This is a genomic window from Streptomyces collinus, assembly GCF_031348265.1.
GTDB classification, from domain to species: domain Bacteria; phylum Actinomycetota; class Actinomycetes; order Streptomycetales; family Streptomycetaceae; genus Streptomyces; species Streptomyces collinus.
This window is the reverse complement of the sequence record NZ_CP133771.1, coordinates 2,898,221-2,912,289: the sequence shown is the minus strand read 5'-3', so window position 1 is coordinate 2,912,289 and position 14,069 is coordinate 2,898,221. Positions and strand designations below refer to the sequence as shown.

Sequence of the window (14,069 nt, the reverse complement as noted above, 5' to 3'; positions counted from 1 at the left end):
CGTGCCCGCACTCACCTGCCGAGCGGTCCCCCCACGGAAACGGAGCCGGAATCCCATGAGATGCAAGCGAATCGGAGCAGGTGCGGCACTGGCGGCCGGGGCCCTCGCGGTCACCGGGCTCGCCTTCGCCCCCGCAGCCCTCGCCGTCACCCCCCAGACGGCGACGATCAACGCCGACTGCGGCAGCTTCGGCAGCGGCGAGGCCACCCTCACGGCCACGCAGGACGGCACCGCCGCCACCCTCACCGTCAAGTCCTCCGCCATCACCGCGCCGATCGGGCTCGGTGAGGACTCGATCTCGTCCACCCTCACCCTGGTGAAGGCCGGCGGCGGCACCGTCGACTTCACCGGCACGGAGAACCCGGCGATGGCCGCCGGAGCTCCCGTCGAGGTCGGCCCGCTCAGCGGCACCGTGGCGTCCGGCGACAGCCTGGAGGCCTTCGGCGGCTCGCTGAAGATGACCGTCTTCGGCATCACCATCACGTGCACGGCGAGCGGGCCGCAGTCCCCGGGCCCGTTCGTGTTCGACTGAGCCTTCGCGCACGGGGGTGGGGGCCGGGTGCCTACAGGGCGTCCGGCCCGCGCTCGCCCGTCCGCACCCGCACGACCGTGTCGACGGGCAGCGCCCACACCTTGCCGTCCCCGATCTTGCCGGTGTGCGCGGCCTTCACGACCGCGTCGATGACGGCGTCGGCGTCCGCGTCCTCGACGACGACCTCGATCCGGACCTTGGGCACCAGGTCGACCTGGTACTCGGCGCCGCGGTACACCTCGGTGTGGCCGCGCTGCCGGCCGTAGCCGCTGGCCTCGCTGACGGTCAGGCCGTGCACGCCGAGTTCCTGGAGGGCGTTCTTGACCTCGTCGAGGCGGTACGGCTTGACGATCGCGGTGATGAGCTTCATGCCTGGGGGGTGACCTTCTGGGCGTGGGGGACGACGGAGGAGGAGACCGGGGCGCCGTGGCCCAGGACCCCGTGATCGTAGGCCGTCTCGGCGTGCACCGTAAGGTCCAGGCCGGTCTGCTCCTGCTCCTCGCTCGCGCGCAGGCCCATCGTGACGTCGATCAGCTTGCCGATCCCGTACGTCACACCGAACGCGTACGCCGCCACCACGACCACGGCCACCAGCTGCCTGCCGAGCTGACCGAGGCCGCCGCCGTAGAGGAGGCCCTCGGCGCCGCCCGTCATCGACTCCACGGCGAAGACGCCGATGAGGAGCGTGCCGATGACGCCGCCGACCAGGTGGACGCCGACGACGTCCAGGGAGTCGTCGTAGTTCAGCTTGAACTTCCAGCTCACCGCGTACGAGCAGACGACACCGGCGGCGAGGCCGACGACCAGCGCGCCGAGCAGTGAGACGGACCCGCAGGACGGGGTGATGGCGACCAGACCGGCGACCGCGCCGGACGCGGCGCCCAGGGTCGTCGGGTGGCCGTCGCGCTTCTGCTCCACGAAGAGCCAGCCCAGCAGGCCGGTGCAGCCCGCGGCCAGGGTGTTGAGGAACGCGGCGGCCGCGAGGCCGTTGGCACCGAGCGCCGAGCCGGCGTTGAAGCCGAACCAGCCGAACCAGAGCAGACCGGCGCCCAGCATCACCATGGGCAGGTTGTGGGGGCGCATGGCCTCCTTCTTGAAGCCCATCCGCGGGCCCAGGACCAGGCACAACGCCAGCCCCGAGGCACCGGAGACGATCTCCACGGGCAGCCCGCCGGCGAAGTCCAGCGCGCCCAGCCGCTCCAGGATCCAGCCACCCGGGCCCCACACCCAGTGCGCGACCGGAACGTATACGAGCAGCGCCCACACCGGCACGAAGACCAGCCAGGCACCGAATTTCGCCCGGTCGGCGACCGCGCCGCTGACCAGGGCGGCCGTGACGATCGCGAAGGTGAGCTGGAAGGTGGCGAACAGGATCGTGGGGACCGTGCCCTGGACGCTGTCCGGGCCGAGGCCGCTCATGCCGACGTGGTCGAGCCCGCCGATGAGCCCTCCGGCGGCGTCCTCGCCGAAGGCGAGCGAGTAGCCGGCCGCCAGCCACACCACGGTCACCAGGGCGATCGACACGAAGCTCATCATCAGCATGTTGAGCACGCTCTTCGTGCGGACCATGCCGCCGTAGAAGAGGGCCAGGCCCGGGGTCATCAGCAGGACGAGGGCGGTGGCGGCGAGCAGCCAGGCGGTGTCGCCGGTGTCGGCGCTTGCGGCGGCCAGAGGCACGGTGTCTCCAACGGGTGGGGGCTCCGGGGGCTCGTCAGAGATTCACCGCCCCTCGTTTCCGGTTGCGTACGGGTGTGTTTCCGTGACGTTTCGTTGCGTGAGGGTTTCGGGAAGCTCACCGGGCGCATCCGGTGCGGGGCGGCTCCGAGGATCAGGGACAATGGGCGCCATGAGCGTTCGTACCCAGTCATCCGAAGAGCCGGCCGGGGCCGTCCACAGGGCCGGCTTCGCCTGCTTCGTGGGCCGCCCCAACGCGGGCAAGTCCACCCTCACGAATGCTCTGGTCGGCCAGAAGGTGGCGATCACGGCGAACCAGCCGCAGACGACGCGGCACACGGTGCGGGGCATCGTGCACCGCCCGGACGCCCAGCTGATCCTGGTCGACACCCCGGGCCTGCACAAGCCGCGCACGCTGCTGGGCGAGCGGCTCAACGACGTCGTGCGCACGACGTGGGCCGAGGTCGACGTGATCGGCTTCTGTCTCCCGGCGAACGAGAAGCTCGGTCCCGGTGACCGCTTCATCGCCAAGGAACTGGCGTCCATCAAGAAGACGCCCAAGATCGCCATCGTCACGAAGACCGACCTGGTGGACGGCAAGACGCTCGCCGAGCAGCTCATCGCGATCGACCAGCTCGGCACGGAACTCGGCTTCGAGTGGGCGGAGATCGTCCCGGTGTCGGCGGTCGGCGACCAGCAGGTGGGCCTGCTGGCCGACCTGATCGTCCCGCTGCTGCCGGAGGGTCCGGCGCTCTACCCGGACGGCGAGCTCACCGACGAGCCCGAGCAGGTCATGATCGCGGAGCTGATCCGCGAGGCCGCGCTGGAGGGCGTCCGCGACGAGCTGCCGCACTCCATCGCGGTCGTCGTCGAGGAGATGCTCCCCCGCGAGGACCGCCCCGCCGACAAGCCCCTCCTCGACATCCACGCCTTCGTCTACATCGAGCGCCCCAGCCAGAAGGGCATCGTCATCGGCCCCAAGGGCAAGCGCCTGAAGGAGGTCGGCATCAAGTCCCGCAAGCAGATCGAGGCGCTGCTCGGCACCCCGGTCTTCCTCGATCTCCATGTGAAGGTCGCGAAGGACTGGCAGCGCGATCCCCGGCAGCTGCGCAAGCTCGGGTTCTGAGGCGCCGCACAGCGAGGGGCCGCCCCCGCGCTATAACCGCGTCCCCAGGCTCGCCCACACCGCGTTGCCGCCCGTGAGGGTCGAGCGGGTGATGCCCCAGGCGTCGGCGATCTCCCGGACGAGCAGCAGGCCGCGGCCGTTCTCGTCGTCGGGGCCGGGGCAGCGGTCGGGGATGCCGCGGCCCGTGAGGTCGCCGTCGTGCACCTCCAGCCGGAAACGCGCGTCCGTCATCAGCTGGACGCCGCACAGGATCCGCTCGCCGAGCGTGTGCAGCAGAGCGTTGGTCACCAGCTCGGACACGAGCAGCACGGCGTTCGCGCACGCCTCCTCGGGCACCTGCCACGCGGCCAGCCGTGCTTGCATGGCATGACGGGCGACTCTGACACTGGTGCGCTGCGGCGGCAGCTCCAGCCATTCGGTGCGGTCCGGGCGCACCGCGTCCAGGAACCGGGGAGTGGATGTCGTGTGGGGGGACACGGCGATCGCCTTCCGTGGGGGGTGGGCGAAGTCGAGGAAGAGGCGAGCGGGCAACGGACCGGCCGGAGGTGGGGGTTGGTGCTTCCGGCACCCTGGTCACACACGTAACTATGCTCGGAGAGCAGTTCACGCTGCAACCATCTCCCTGATAATTTCAGAAGGACGGAACCGCCTGGGCGGAACGATCCGACGCATCGTTCAAGTCCTCGCAGAACGAGCGGCGATGACGACCCCTCAGGAGGCACGGCGTGAGCGACCCGCGACCAGGAACCGGCGCCGGTGCCCCCACCGTTCTGCGCATGATCCTGGGCCGCCGGCTCCAGGAGGCCAGGCAGCACGCGGGCCTGTCCCTCGACGACGCCGCCAGGGCCCTGCGCGTCACCCCGCTGACCATCCGCCGCCTGGAGAAGGCCGAGGTCGGCCTGAAGATCCTCTACGTCGAGAAGCTGCTGGAGACCTACGGGGCCGGCCGGCAGGAGATCGACGAGTTCGTCACCCTGGCCGAGCGGGCCAACGAGCCCGGCTGGTGGCACCCGTACCGCGATGTGATGCCGTCCTGGTTCACGGCCTACGTGAGCCTGGAGACCGGCGCGAGAACCCTGCGCACCTACGAGCCGCACTACGTCACGGGCCTGCTCCAGACGCCCGGCTACGCCCGTGCCGTGCTGCGCGGCGGCTTCCCCAACGACGGTGAGGACGGCCTCGACCGGCGCGTGGAGCTGCGGCTGCGCCGCCAGGGCCTGCTCACCAAGCCGGACGCGCCCACGCTGTGGGTGGTGATGGAGGAGGCCGTGCTGCACCGGGTGGTGGGCGGCCCCGAGGTGATGCGGGACCAGATCGACCGGCTCCTGGAGGCGTCCGAGCTGGAGCACGTCAGCGTCGACATCGTGCCGTTCGACGCGGGCGCCCACGTCGGGGCGTGCGCGCCCTTCACCTACTTCCGGTTCGAGGAGCGGGAGCTGCCCGACATCGTCTACAGCGAGATCCTCTCCGCGTCCGTCTACCTCGACCAGCGCGCGGACGTCGTGGCCCATCTGGAGGCGCACAACCGGCTGTCGCTGAAGACCTCGTCCGCGGACAGCAGGGCGCTGTTGAACCGCATGCGGAAGGAGTACTCATGACCGTCACCGGGGGAGCCGTGTACAACGGCATGCCCGCGTCCGACCTCGGCGAGCAGGGCTGGGAACGTCCGTGGAGCGGCCCGAACGGGGGCCAGTGCGTGGAGACGAAGCAGCTCGCCGACGGCCGCGTGGCGGTGCGCCAGTCGGCCGATCCCGCCGGTCCCGCGCTGATCTACACGCCCGAGGAGATCACCGCGTTCGTCGCGGGGGTCAAGCAGGGCCTCGCCGACCATCTGACGGCCCGCTGAAGCCCCACCGGACCGACTCGCACCACCACCCCCCACCGAGAGGCCCCCCACATGAGCAACTCGCAGGCCGCGCGGGACATCGACACCAGCAGGCCGCACTCCGCCCGCATGTACGACTACTACCTCGGCGGCAAGGACCACTTCGACGTCGACAAGCTGGCGGCCGAGCGGGTCGCCGAGGCCTACCCCGCGATATTCGTGTGCGCCCGCGAGAACCGGGCCTTCATGCACCGGGCCACCCGCGTCCTCGCCCGTGAGCACGGCATCCGCCAGTGGCTGGACATCGGCACCGGCATCCCCACCGAGCCCAACCTCCACCAGGTCGCCCAGTCCGTCGTCCCGGACGCCCGGGTGGTCTACGCCGACAACGACCCGCTCGTCCTGAAGTACGCCGAGCGCCTGATGCGCAGCACCTCCGAGGGTCGCACCACGTACATCGAGGCGGACGTCAACGACCCGCAGTCGCTGCTGGACGCGCCCGAGCTGGCCGAGGTCCTGGACCTGGGCCGCCCGGTCGCGCTGTCCCTCAACGCCCTGATGCACTTCGTCACCGACGCCCAGGACCCCTACGGCATCGTGCGCCGCCTGCTGGACGTGGTGCCCTCGGGCAGCGCCCTGGCCCTGAGCCACTGCACGCCCGACTTCGACCCGGCGACCTGGCAGAAGGTCACCGACATCTACACCTCGGCCGGGACGCCGGTGCAGTTCCGCTCCCGGGCGGACGTCGCCCGCTTCTTCGACGGCCTGGACCTGCTGGAGCCGGGCGTCGCGGTCGGCCACCGCTGGCGCCCGGACGCCGCCGAGGGCGAGGCCCCCACGGACGCCGAGGTCAGCCTCTGGACCGGGGTGGGCATCAAGCCGTAGGGCCCTGCGCCCTCAGCAGCTCCCGGTACCAGTGGTACGACGCCTTGGGGGTCCGCTCCAGGGTGTCGAAATCCACGTGCACCAGGCCGAAGCGGCGTGCGTAGCCCTCCGCCCACTCGAAGTTGTCGAGCAGGGACCACACGAAGTAGCCGCGCACGTCGACGCCCGCCTCCACGGCCCGGTGCAGGGCCCGGACGTGGCCGTCCAGGTAGGCGATGCGGTCCTGGTCGTCGACGCCCGGGTACGAGCAGCCGTTCTCGGTGATGACGACGGGCGGGAGCCGGTCGCCGTAGCGGTCGCGGAAGGTGGTGAGGAGCTCGGTGAGGCCCTCGGGGACGACCGGCCAGCCGAAGTCCGTGACCGGCCGGCCCTCGATCTCCCGGACGGAGAAGGGCAGTTCGGCGGGCATGGTGACCCCGCCGAACTCGATCTCCGCGCCCTGCGGGGCTCCCACCCGGGTCGGGGCGTAGTAGTTGATCCCGTACCAGTCGAGCGGCTCGGCGATCACCTTCAGGTCGGCCTCGACGTCCCCGGGCATCAGCTCGCCGATGCCCTCCGGGTACCGGCCCAGCAGCAGCGGGTCCGCGAACAGCCGGTTCAGCAGCAGGTCGTAGAAGTCCGCCGCCTCCAGGTCCGCCGCCTCCGTCGAGGCCGCCCAGGTCGGGCCGTGCGAGTTGGCGACGCCGATGTCCGTGGCGCCAGCGGCGCGCAGGGCCCGGACGGCCAGGCCGTGGGCGAGCAGCTGGTGGTGGGCGACCGGCAGCGCGTCGAACAGCAGCTTCCTGCCCGGTGCGTGCACGCCCAGGGCGTGGCCCAGCAGGGTGTGCTCGGCCGGCTCGTTCAGGGTGATCCACTTCGGTACGCGGTCGCCGAGGCGGCCGGCCACCAGGGACACGTACTCGGCGAAGCGCTCGGCCGTGTCCCGCTCCAGCCAGTCCAGGTCCGCGGGCAGGTCCCAGTGGAACAGCGTCGGGACGGGGCGGACCCCCGCCGCGCACAGGTCGTCGACCAGCCGGTCGTAGAAGTCCAGGCCCTTCCCGGAGCGCACCCGCGGCCAGGAGACGGAGAAGCGGTAGGCGTTCACGCCCAGCTCGGCCAGGAGTGCCACGTCCTCGCGGTGGCGGTGGACGTGGTCGCAGGCCACCGCCGCCGTGGAGCCGTCCTTCACCCGTCCCGGCTCGGCCGTGAAGGCGTCCCACACGGACGGCTCGCGCTCGTCCGCGCCGCCCTCGATCTGGTGCGCCGAGGTGGACACGCCCCAGAGGAAGCCGGCCGGGAAGCGGGGGATCGGGTTGCCTGCGTCAGTCGCCATGCGGTGGATCATCCGTACCGGCGGTAACGGAAGTCAACGGCCGGGCGGGAAGGAGCTGTTGCCCGGCTGGTGACGTGGACCCGTCATGCCCCTTCCGCGTCACGCCCCGTCCCTCGTCACGCCCCTTCCTTCAGCACCCGCGAGATCAGCTTCCGCTGCTCGTCCGTCAGCCGGGGGTCCGCGCAGTACACCGTCCTGCCGTCCACGGTGAGCTGGTAGCTGAACCCGTCCGGGACGCCGACCGGCGGCGTGCTCCGGCCGGCGGCCAGGGCCTGCTCGGCCAGCGTGTGCCACTCGGAGGCATCGGGCCGGCCCGAGGTGTCCACCTCGGCATACCGCTCGATGCCCGCGAACCCGCCCGTGCGCCGCACCTGAATACGCATGGCACCTGTCTAGTACGGAACTACAGGGTCCGCACCCCGACCTGCTCCCAGCCCTTCGAGACGGCGTCCAGCTCCTCCCCGTCGCCGAAGCGCTCCCGGGCGGCCTTGACGGTGAGCGTGGCGAAGTCGGCGAACATCGCGTCCTGCCGCAGCTCGCCGCCGGTCAGCACGTCGTACCAGACCTGTCCGGCCCGCTCCCAGGCGTGCCCGCCGAGGGCCGTGGCCGCGAGGTAGAAGGCGTGGTTCGGGATGCCCGAGTTGATGTGGACACCGCCGTTGTCGCGGCCGGTGCGCACGAAGTCGTCCATCGTCGCGGGCTGCGGGTCCTTGCCGAGGACGTCGTCGTCGTACGCCGTGCCCGGCGCCTTCATGGAGCGCAGCGCCGTGCCCGTCACCCGCGGGGCGAGCAGGCCCGCGCCGATCAGCCAGTCGGCCTCGGCGGCGGTCTGGCCGAGCGTGTACTGCTTGATCAGGGCGCCGAAGACGTCCGACAGGGACTCGTTGAGCGCGCCGGGCTGGCCGAAGTAGGTGAGGTTGGCCGTGTACTGCGTGACGCCGTGCGCGAGTTCGTGGCCGATGACGTCGATCGGGATGGTGAAGTCCAGGAAGATCTCGCCGTCCCCGTCGCCGAAGACCATCTGCTCGCCGTTCCAGAACGCGTTGTTGTAGTCGCGGTCGTAGTGCACCGTCGCGTTCAGCGGGAGGCCGTTGCCGTCGATCGAGTCGCGCCGGTAGGCCTGGAGGAACAGCTCGAAGGTGGCGCCGAGACCGGCGTAGGCGCGGTTGACGGTGGCGTCCTTGCCGGGCTTGTCCCCCTCGCCGCGGACCTTGTGGCCGGGCAGGTCGGTGCCGTGCCGGGCGTCGTGGATCGTGCGCTGCGGCCTGCCGTCGGCGACCGCGGCGACGGCACTGGCGCCGATGACCGTGGTGAGGCGGCGCTGGGTGCGCTCGAAGGCGTCGCGCTGCAGGGTGCGGCGGGCGGGACCGGCGAGTGCGGGGTCCTCGGCCTGGGCCAGCTTGTCGAGGACATGAGGCGGAACGATGGTGCAGAAGACGGGCTCGAAGCCCCCGTGAGTCGTCATGCCCGGCACCCTTGCACTGCGTGACGAACCTGTCACTAGTCGCCACCATGATTGGTGAAATACCGGGACAACGGCCCTCACGCTCCGTGGCGAGTGATATGGCGAAGTGGCATAGCGCACTTTTTGTCCCGTTTGCGCGCCGGGTCCCGCATACTGATACGACCCCACGCGGCGGGAGAGGCTCGGCTAGCATGCTGCGCATCATGCGTTTCGGGCTGCTTCTCCTTAGCTGCCGCGGCGAGGGCCTGTAGTCGAGGCCGACTCCCTCCCCGCGGAGCTTGGTGCTGCGTCGTCGGCCGTCCTTCCGGACACCCCCTGAGGAGCCCCCGCATCATGGCGAACCGCCAGCAGCCCAGTTCCCTGCCGATCCACAAGTACGGCCGCTACGAGCAGGTCGACATCCCGGACCGCACCTGGCCGCAGAACCGCGTCACCACCGCCCCCCGCTGGCTCTCCACCGACCTGCGCGACGGCAACCAGGCCCTGATCGACCCCATGTCGCCGGCCCGCAAGCGCGCCATGTTCGACCTGCTGGTCAAGATGGGCTACAAGGAGATCGAGGTCGGCTTCCCCGCCTCCGGCCAGACCGACTTCGACTTCGTGCGCTCCATCATCGAGGAGCCCGGGGCGATCCCCGACGACGTCACCATCTCCGTACTGACCCAGGCCCGCGAGGACCTGATCGAGCGCACGGTGGAATCGCTGAAGGGCGCCAAGCGCGCCACGGTCCACCTGTACAACGCCACGGCCCCCGTCTTCCGCCGGGTCGTCTTCCGCGGCTCCAAGGACGACATCAAGCAGATCGCCGTCGACGGCACCCGCCTGGTCATGGAGTACGCCGAGAAGCTGCTGGGCCCCGAGACCGAGTTCGGCTACCAGTACAGCCCCGAGATCTTCACCGACACCGAGCTGGACTTCGCGCTGGAGGTCTGCGAGGCGGTCATGGACGTCTGGCAGCCCGGCCCGGGCCGCGAGATCATCCTGAACCTGCCGGCGACCGTCGAGCGCTCCACGCCCTCCACGCACGCCGACCGCTTCGAGTGGATGGGCCGCAACCTCTCCCGCCGCGAGCACGTCTGCCTGTCGGTCCACCCCCACAACGACCGCGGCACCGCCGTCGCCGCCGCCGAGCTGGCCCTGATGGCCGGCGCCGACCGCGTCGAGGGCTGCCTGTTCGGGCAGGGCGAGCGCACCGGCAACGTCGACCTGGTCACCCTGGGCATGAACCTGTTCTCGCAGGGCGTCGACCCGCAGATCGACTTCTCCGACATCGACGAGATCCGTCGCACGTGGGAGTACTGCAACCAGATGGACGTCCACCCGCGCCACCCGTACGTGGGCGACCTGGTCTACACGTCCTTCTCCGGCTCCCACCAGGACGCCATCAAGAAGGGCTTCGACGCCATGGAGGCCGACGCGGCCGCGAAGGGCGTCACCGTCGACGACATCGAGTGGGCCGTCCCCTACCTGCCCATCGACCCCAAGGACGTCGGCCGCTCCTACGAGGCGGTCATCCGGGTCAACTCGCAGTCCGGCAAGGGCGGTATCGCCTACGTCCTGAAGAACGACCACAAGCTGGAACTGCCGCGCCGGATGCAGATCGAGTTCTCCAAGCTCATCCAGGCCAAGACGGACGCCGAGGGCGGCGAGGTCACGCCGAAGGACATCTGGTCGGTCTTCCGGGACGAGTACCTGCCCAACCCCGAGAACCCGTGGGGCCGGATCCAGGTCAAGAACAACCAGTCGACCACCGACACCGACGGCGTGGACACGCTGAAGGTGGAGGCCACGGTCGACGGCCAGGACACCGTCCTGACCGGTTCCGGCAACGGTCCGATCTCGGCCTTCTTCGACGCCCTGCAGTCCGTCGGCATCGACGTACGCCTGCTGGACTACCAGGAGCACACGATGAGCGAGGGAGCCTCCGCGCAGGCCGCCTCCTACATCGAATGCGCCATCGGCGACAAGGTCCTGTGGGGCATCGGGATCGACGCGAACACGACGCGGGCCTCGCTGAAGGCGGTCGTCTCGGCCGTCAACCGCGCGGCTCGCTGACCAGCCGTACGGGTTCGCGGCCGTAGGCCGCTCACCGGTGCCGCAGGGGCTCCGTCCGCCGATGTCCGGCGGGTGGAGCCCCGTCGTATACCGGCCATTGTCTGTGGAGGTCACGGAAAGGTCTCCTCCGGGGTGCTGACTCCTCGTCTTGGATGTGGCTAACATCACGCAAGCACGGCGACGTTGCCGTGCGGCGTGACGGAGGTGCGACGTGCTGCCAGGACGGGGACGAAACGGCCATGCCGCCAGGCTTTCTCGCATCCTGGGCACCCGCACCGCGTGGACGGCCGCCGGTGACGGCGAGTTCTTCTGCCCCGGCTGCGGCGGCGACCGCAACTACCAGCGGCTGACCGGACAGCGCCGCTTCACCCTGCTCGGCCTGCCCGTGCTGCCGCGCGGCGAGACCGGCCCGGTCGTGGAGTGCGCGGCCTGCCGCCGCCACTTCGGCACCGACGTCCTCGACCACCCGACCACCACCCGCTTCTCCGCGATGCTCCGCGACGCCGTGCACACCGTCGCCCTCGCCGTGCTGGCCGCGGGCGGCGCCGGTTCCCGCACGGCACTGGAGGCCGCCGTGCTCGCCGTGCGCGCAGCCGGCTTCGACGACTGCACGGAGGAGCAGCTGGCCGCGCTCGTCGAGGCGCTGGAGGCGGACACCGGCCGGATCACCGGCGAACCCTGCGGAGCCGGGCTGGCCATAGAGCTGCACGAGGCGCTGGACCCTCTCGCCCCGCACCTCGCCGGCGCCGGCCGCGAATCGATCCTGCTCCAGGGCGCCCGCATCGCCCTGGCGGACGGGCCCTACACCCCCGCCGAGCGGGACGTACTGGCGACGGTCGGGGCGGCGCTCACCATCTGCTCGGACGACGTCACGCGGCTGCTGGCGGAGGCCGCGCGCACGCCCTCGTAGGGCCCCCGGCGTTACTCCCGGGGGAGTAACACGAGCCCCGGACCGCCCCTCGCAGTAGGCCCCGATTCGACCTCACGCCCGACGAACCGGCACCCGACCGGCGGGAGTCTGGAGACCGATCCAGACACCCGACCGGAGGGAGCCGGACTCATGGGGGCCGTAAGGACGCGTACCGGGCGCAGGCGGGCCGTGCCCTGGGCGGTGGTCGGGCTGTGGCTCGCCGCGCTCGTGCTGGTCGGGCCGCTCGCGGGCAAGTTCGCCGACATCCAGCAGAACCGCGCCGTCGACTACCTGCCCGACAGCGCCGACTCCACCCAGGTGGCGCGGATCCAGGACGAGTTGCCGGGCGGTGAGGCGACCGACCTGGTGCTCGTCTACCACCGGGACGGCGGCCTGACCGACGCCGACCGGCGCACCGCCGACGAGCAGATCGCCGAGGTGAGCGGCGCCTACGACCTGACGGGAGAGCCGCGGGGCATCCCCTCGAAGGACGGCTCGACCCTGATGTACCCCGTCACCAGCACCCAGCCGGGCCAGGACGAGGAGGCCCGGGACGCCTTCGTCGACGGGGTGCGGGACATCGCCTCGGGCGGCGGCGGCGGGCTGAGCGTCGAGGTCGGCGGGCCCGGCGCGCTGAACACCGACATGAACAAGGTGTTCGAGACGCTCGACGCCACCTTGCTGCTCGCCACGCTCGGAGTCGTCACCGTGCTGCTCGTCCTCATCTACCGCAGCCCGTTCCTGTGGCTGGTGCCGCTCGCCGTGGCCGGGGTCGCCGCCGCCGTGGCGATGGCCGCCGGGTACGGGCTGCACGAACTGTTCGACGTCACCGTCACCGGCCAGAGCGGCGGCGTGATGACCGTGCTCGTCCTCGGCGCCGGCACCGACTACGCGCTGCTTCTCATCTCCCGCTACCGCGAGGAACTGCGGCGCCACGAGCGGCCGTACGACGCCATGCGCACCGCCCTGCGCGGCTGCGGGCCGGCCATCCTCGCCTCCTCGGGGACCGTCGCGGCCGGGCTGCTGTGCCTGCTCGCCGCGGACCTCAACAGCAGCAGCGGCATGGGGCCGGTCGGCATGGTCGGGGTGCTCGCCGCGCTGGTCGCCATGACGACCCTGCTGCCGGCGGTCCTCGTCCTGCTGGGGCGGCGGGTGTTCTGGCCGCTGATCCCGGCGTTCGGGAGCGAGCCGAAGGCCCGGCGGTCGCTGTTCGCCGCGATGGGCACCTCGGCGACACGGCGGCCCGTCACCGTGCTCGTCACCGGAGGCGTCCTGCTCGGAGCGCTCGCCCTCGGCACGCTGAATCTGTCCGGAAGCATCAAGCAGGAGGACTCCTTCACCGAGCGGCCCGAGTCCATCACCGCCATGCAGACGCTGGCACGCGAGTATCCCGAGCGCAGCAGCCGGCCCGTGACCGTCATCGCGCCCCGGGAACGGGCCGAGGCGGTGGGCGAACGGGCCCGGGCGACCGACGGGGTCGCCGAGGTGGTTCCCGGGCGGAGCGGGGCGGGGTGGACCGAACTCGCCGTCTTCACCACGGCGGCTCCGGAGACCCCGGCCGAGACCCGCACCATCGAGGCACTGAGGGCCGGGATCGACCCCGAGGGCGCCTACGTCGGCGGGCCCAGCGCACAGCAGATCGACCTGTCCGCGAGCGAGGCGCGGGACCGGAAGGTGATCGTGCCGCTGGTGCTCGGCGCGGTGTTCGTCATCCTGGTCGGGCTGCTGCGCAGTCTCGTCGCGCCGTTGCTGCTGCTGGCGGCGGTGGTCGCGGTCTGGGGGGCGGCGCTCGGCATCGGAGGGCTGGTGTTCGAGCCGGTCTTCGGGTTCGGCGGGACGGATCCCGGGCTCGGGCTGCTGTCCTTCGTGTTCCTGGTCGCCCTCGGGGTGGACTACGGGATCTTCCTGATGCACCGGATGCGGGAGGAGTCCGTAAGGGGAGCCGAGCCGGAGGCCGCGGCGCTCACCGCCCTGCGGACGACCGGCGGGGTCATCGCCTCCGCGGGTGTGGTGCTCGCGGCGACGTTCGCGGTGCTGACGACGCTACCGATGGTGGGGCTGGTGGAACTCGGGTTCGTCATCGCGGTGGGGGTCCTGCTGGACACCTTCCTGGTGCGTACGTACCTGGTGACCACGGCGAGTGTGCTGCTCAAGCGGCGGATGTGGTGGCCGGGCGGGCTCTCCCGCGCGCCGGAGCGGACGGTTCCGCAGAAGGAGCAGGAACCGGTGGCCGCCGACGTCCGCTGACCGACGGCGTCCCTCCTCTCCCGGAGGGGCGCCTTCCT

14 protein-coding genes are annotated in these 14,069 nt (G+C 71.3%); 8 read left to right on the top strand and 6 right to left on the bottom strand.

Annotated elements, in window-relative coordinates; genetic code table 11:
• Positions 1 to 55 precede the first annotated feature (55 nt).
• On the top strand, positions 56 to 532 hold the full coding sequence (locus RFN52_RS13155; RefSeq protein WP_184846218.1) for a hypothetical protein: 477 nt from the start codon (positions 56 to 58) through the stop codon (positions 530 to 532).
• A 31-nt stretch (positions 533 to 563) separates the two neighbouring features.
• Here RFN52_RS13155 and RFN52_RS13150 read toward each other — a convergent pair whose 3' ends face one another.
• Both RFN52_RS13150 and RFN52_RS13145 read right to left on the bottom strand, forming a co-directional pair.
• Entirely contained in the window at positions 564 to 902 is a 339-nt protein-coding gene (locus RFN52_RS13150; RefSeq protein ID WP_033306329.1) for a P-II family nitrogen regulator, read from the bottom strand.
• Positions 899 to 2,209 (bottom strand): ammonium transporter, encoded by a 1,311-nt coding sequence (locus RFN52_RS13145; RefSeq protein WP_184846217.1) that lies wholly within the window; start codon positions 2,207 to 2,209, stop codon positions 899 to 901. The genes RFN52_RS13150 and RFN52_RS13145 overlap by 4 nt, the downstream gene beginning before the upstream one ends.
• Before the next feature lie 160 nt (positions 2,210 to 2,369).
• On the opposite strand from RFN52_RS13145, the gene era reads away from it, so the two are divergent.
• A complete protein-coding gene (gene era, locus RFN52_RS13140; protein ID WP_184846215.1) occupies positions 2,370 to 3,332 on the top strand; it encodes a GTPase Era in 963 nt (320 codons plus the stop codon).
• Between the two features lie 30 nt (positions 3,333 to 3,362).
• Here the strand turns inward: era and RFN52_RS13135 are convergent, their stop codons facing one another.
• Positions 3,363 to 3,809: an ATP-binding protein gene (locus RFN52_RS13135; protein ID WP_184846213.1), complete on the bottom strand. Its 447-nt coding sequence runs from the start codon at positions 3,807 to 3,809 to the stop codon at positions 3,363 to 3,365.
• A 248-nt stretch (positions 3,810 to 4,057) separates the two neighbouring features.
• Between RFN52_RS13135 and RFN52_RS13130 the strand changes: the two genes are divergently transcribed.
• From RFN52_RS13130 to RFN52_RS13120, 3 genes are read left to right on the top strand one after another with little or no spacing between them, the layout of a single operon-like run.
• Positions 4,058 to 4,930 (top strand): Sco1979 family transcriptional regulator, encoded by an 873-nt coding sequence (locus RFN52_RS13130; RefSeq protein WP_184846211.1) that lies wholly within the window; start codon positions 4,058 to 4,060, stop codon positions 4,928 to 4,930.
• On the top strand, positions 4,927 to 5,178 hold the full coding sequence (locus RFN52_RS13125) for a DUF397 domain-containing protein (protein WP_184846209.1): 252 nt from the start codon (positions 4,927 to 4,929) through the stop codon (positions 5,176 to 5,178). The genes RFN52_RS13130 and RFN52_RS13125 overlap by 4 nt, the downstream gene beginning before the upstream one ends.
• Positions 5,179 to 5,229: 51 nt before the next feature.
• The gene (locus tag RFN52_RS13120) at positions 5,230 to 6,042 is read left to right on the top strand and encodes an SAM-dependent methyltransferase (RefSeq protein WP_184846207.1); all 813 of its coding nucleotides are present in this window, start codon (positions 5,230 to 5,232) and stop codon (positions 6,040 to 6,042) included.
• On the opposite strand, the gene RFN52_RS13115 is transcribed toward RFN52_RS13120, so the two are convergent.
• From RFN52_RS13115 to RFN52_RS13105, 3 genes are all read right to left on the bottom strand, one after another.
• Complete coding sequence (locus tag RFN52_RS13115; RefSeq protein ID WP_184846205.1) at positions 6,032 to 7,354, bottom strand: GH1 family beta-glucosidase; 1,323 nt, start codon at positions 7,352 to 7,354, stop codon at positions 6,032 to 6,034. The genes RFN52_RS13120 and RFN52_RS13115 overlap by 11 nt on opposite strands.
• Positions 7,355 to 7,470: 116 nt before the next feature.
• Positions 7,471 to 7,737 carry a protealysin inhibitor emfourin gene (locus RFN52_RS13110; RefSeq protein ID WP_184846203.1) on the bottom strand — a complete coding sequence of 89 codons (267 nt, stop codon included), beginning with the start codon at positions 7,735 to 7,737 and terminating at the stop codon, positions 7,471 to 7,473.
• A gap of 20 nt (positions 7,738 to 7,757) precedes the next feature.
• Positions 7,758 to 8,819, bottom strand: coding sequence for a M4 family metallopeptidase (locus tag RFN52_RS13105; protein ID WP_184846201.1), 1,062 nt, complete (start codon positions 8,817 to 8,819; stop codon positions 7,758 to 7,760).
• 333 nt (positions 8,820 to 9,152) lie between these two features.
• On the opposite strand from RFN52_RS13105, the gene leuA reads away from it, so the two are divergent.
• The 3 genes from leuA to RFN52_RS13090 all read left to right on the top strand — a co-directional run bounded on the left by leuA (position 9,153) and on the right by RFN52_RS13090 (position 14,031).
• A complete protein-coding gene (gene leuA / locus RFN52_RS13100; protein ID WP_184846199.1) occupies positions 9,153 to 10,874 on the top strand; it encodes a 2-isopropylmalate synthase in 1,722 nt (573 codons plus the stop codon).
• 211 nt (positions 10,875 to 11,085) lie between these two features.
• Positions 11,086 to 11,784: a TerB family tellurite resistance protein gene (locus RFN52_RS13095; RefSeq protein ID WP_184846197.1), complete on the top strand. Its 699-nt coding sequence runs from the start codon at positions 11,086 to 11,088 to the stop codon at positions 11,782 to 11,784.
• A 150-nt stretch (positions 11,785 to 11,934) separates the two neighbouring features.
• Entirely contained in the window at positions 11,935 to 14,031 is a 2,097-nt protein-coding gene (locus RFN52_RS13090) for an MMPL family transporter (RefSeq protein ID WP_184846195.1), read from the top strand.
• The last annotated feature ends 38 nt before the right edge of the window (positions 14,032 to 14,069 follow it).

What these genes read in the sequence shown, in the direction of transcription:
- RFN52_RS13155 (WP_184846218.1), top strand. Translation starts at nt 56, where the DNA reads ATGAGATGCAAGCGAATCGGAGCAGGTGCGGCACTGGCGGCCGGGGCC.
- RFN52_RS13150 (WP_033306329.1), bottom strand. Translation starts at nt 902, where the DNA reads ATGAAGCTCATCACCGCGATCGTCAAGCCGTACCGCCTCGACGAGGTC.
- era (WP_184846215.1), top strand. Translation starts at nt 2,370, where the DNA reads ATGGGCGCCATGAGCGTTCGTACCCAGTCATCCGAAGAGCCGGCCGGG.
- RFN52_RS13125 (WP_184846209.1), top strand. Translation starts at nt 4,927, where the DNA reads ATGACCGTCACCGGGGGAGCCGTGTACAACGGCATGCCCGCGTCCGAC.
- RFN52_RS13120 (WP_184846207.1), top strand. Translation starts at nt 5,230, where the DNA reads ATGAGCAACTCGCAGGCCGCGCGGGACATCGACACCAGCAGGCCGCAC.
- RFN52_RS13115 (WP_184846205.1), bottom strand. Translation starts at nt 7,354, where the DNA reads ATGGCGACTGACGCAGGCAACCCGATCCCCCGCTTCCCGGCCGGCTTC.
- RFN52_RS13110 (WP_184846203.1), bottom strand. Translation starts at nt 7,737, where the DNA reads ATGCGTATTCAGGTGCGGCGCACGGGCGGGTTCGCGGGCATCGAGCGG.
- RFN52_RS13105 (WP_184846201.1), bottom strand. Translation starts at nt 8,819, where the DNA reads ATGACGACTCACGGGGGCTTCGAGCCCGTCTTCTGCACCATCGTTCCG.
- leuA (WP_184846199.1), top strand. Translation starts at nt 9,153, where the DNA reads ATGGCGAACCGCCAGCAGCCCAGTTCCCTGCCGATCCACAAGTACGGC.
- RFN52_RS13090 (WP_184846195.1), top strand. Translation starts at nt 11,935, where the DNA reads ATGGGGGCCGTAAGGACGCGTACCGGGCGCAGGCGGGCCGTGCCCTGG.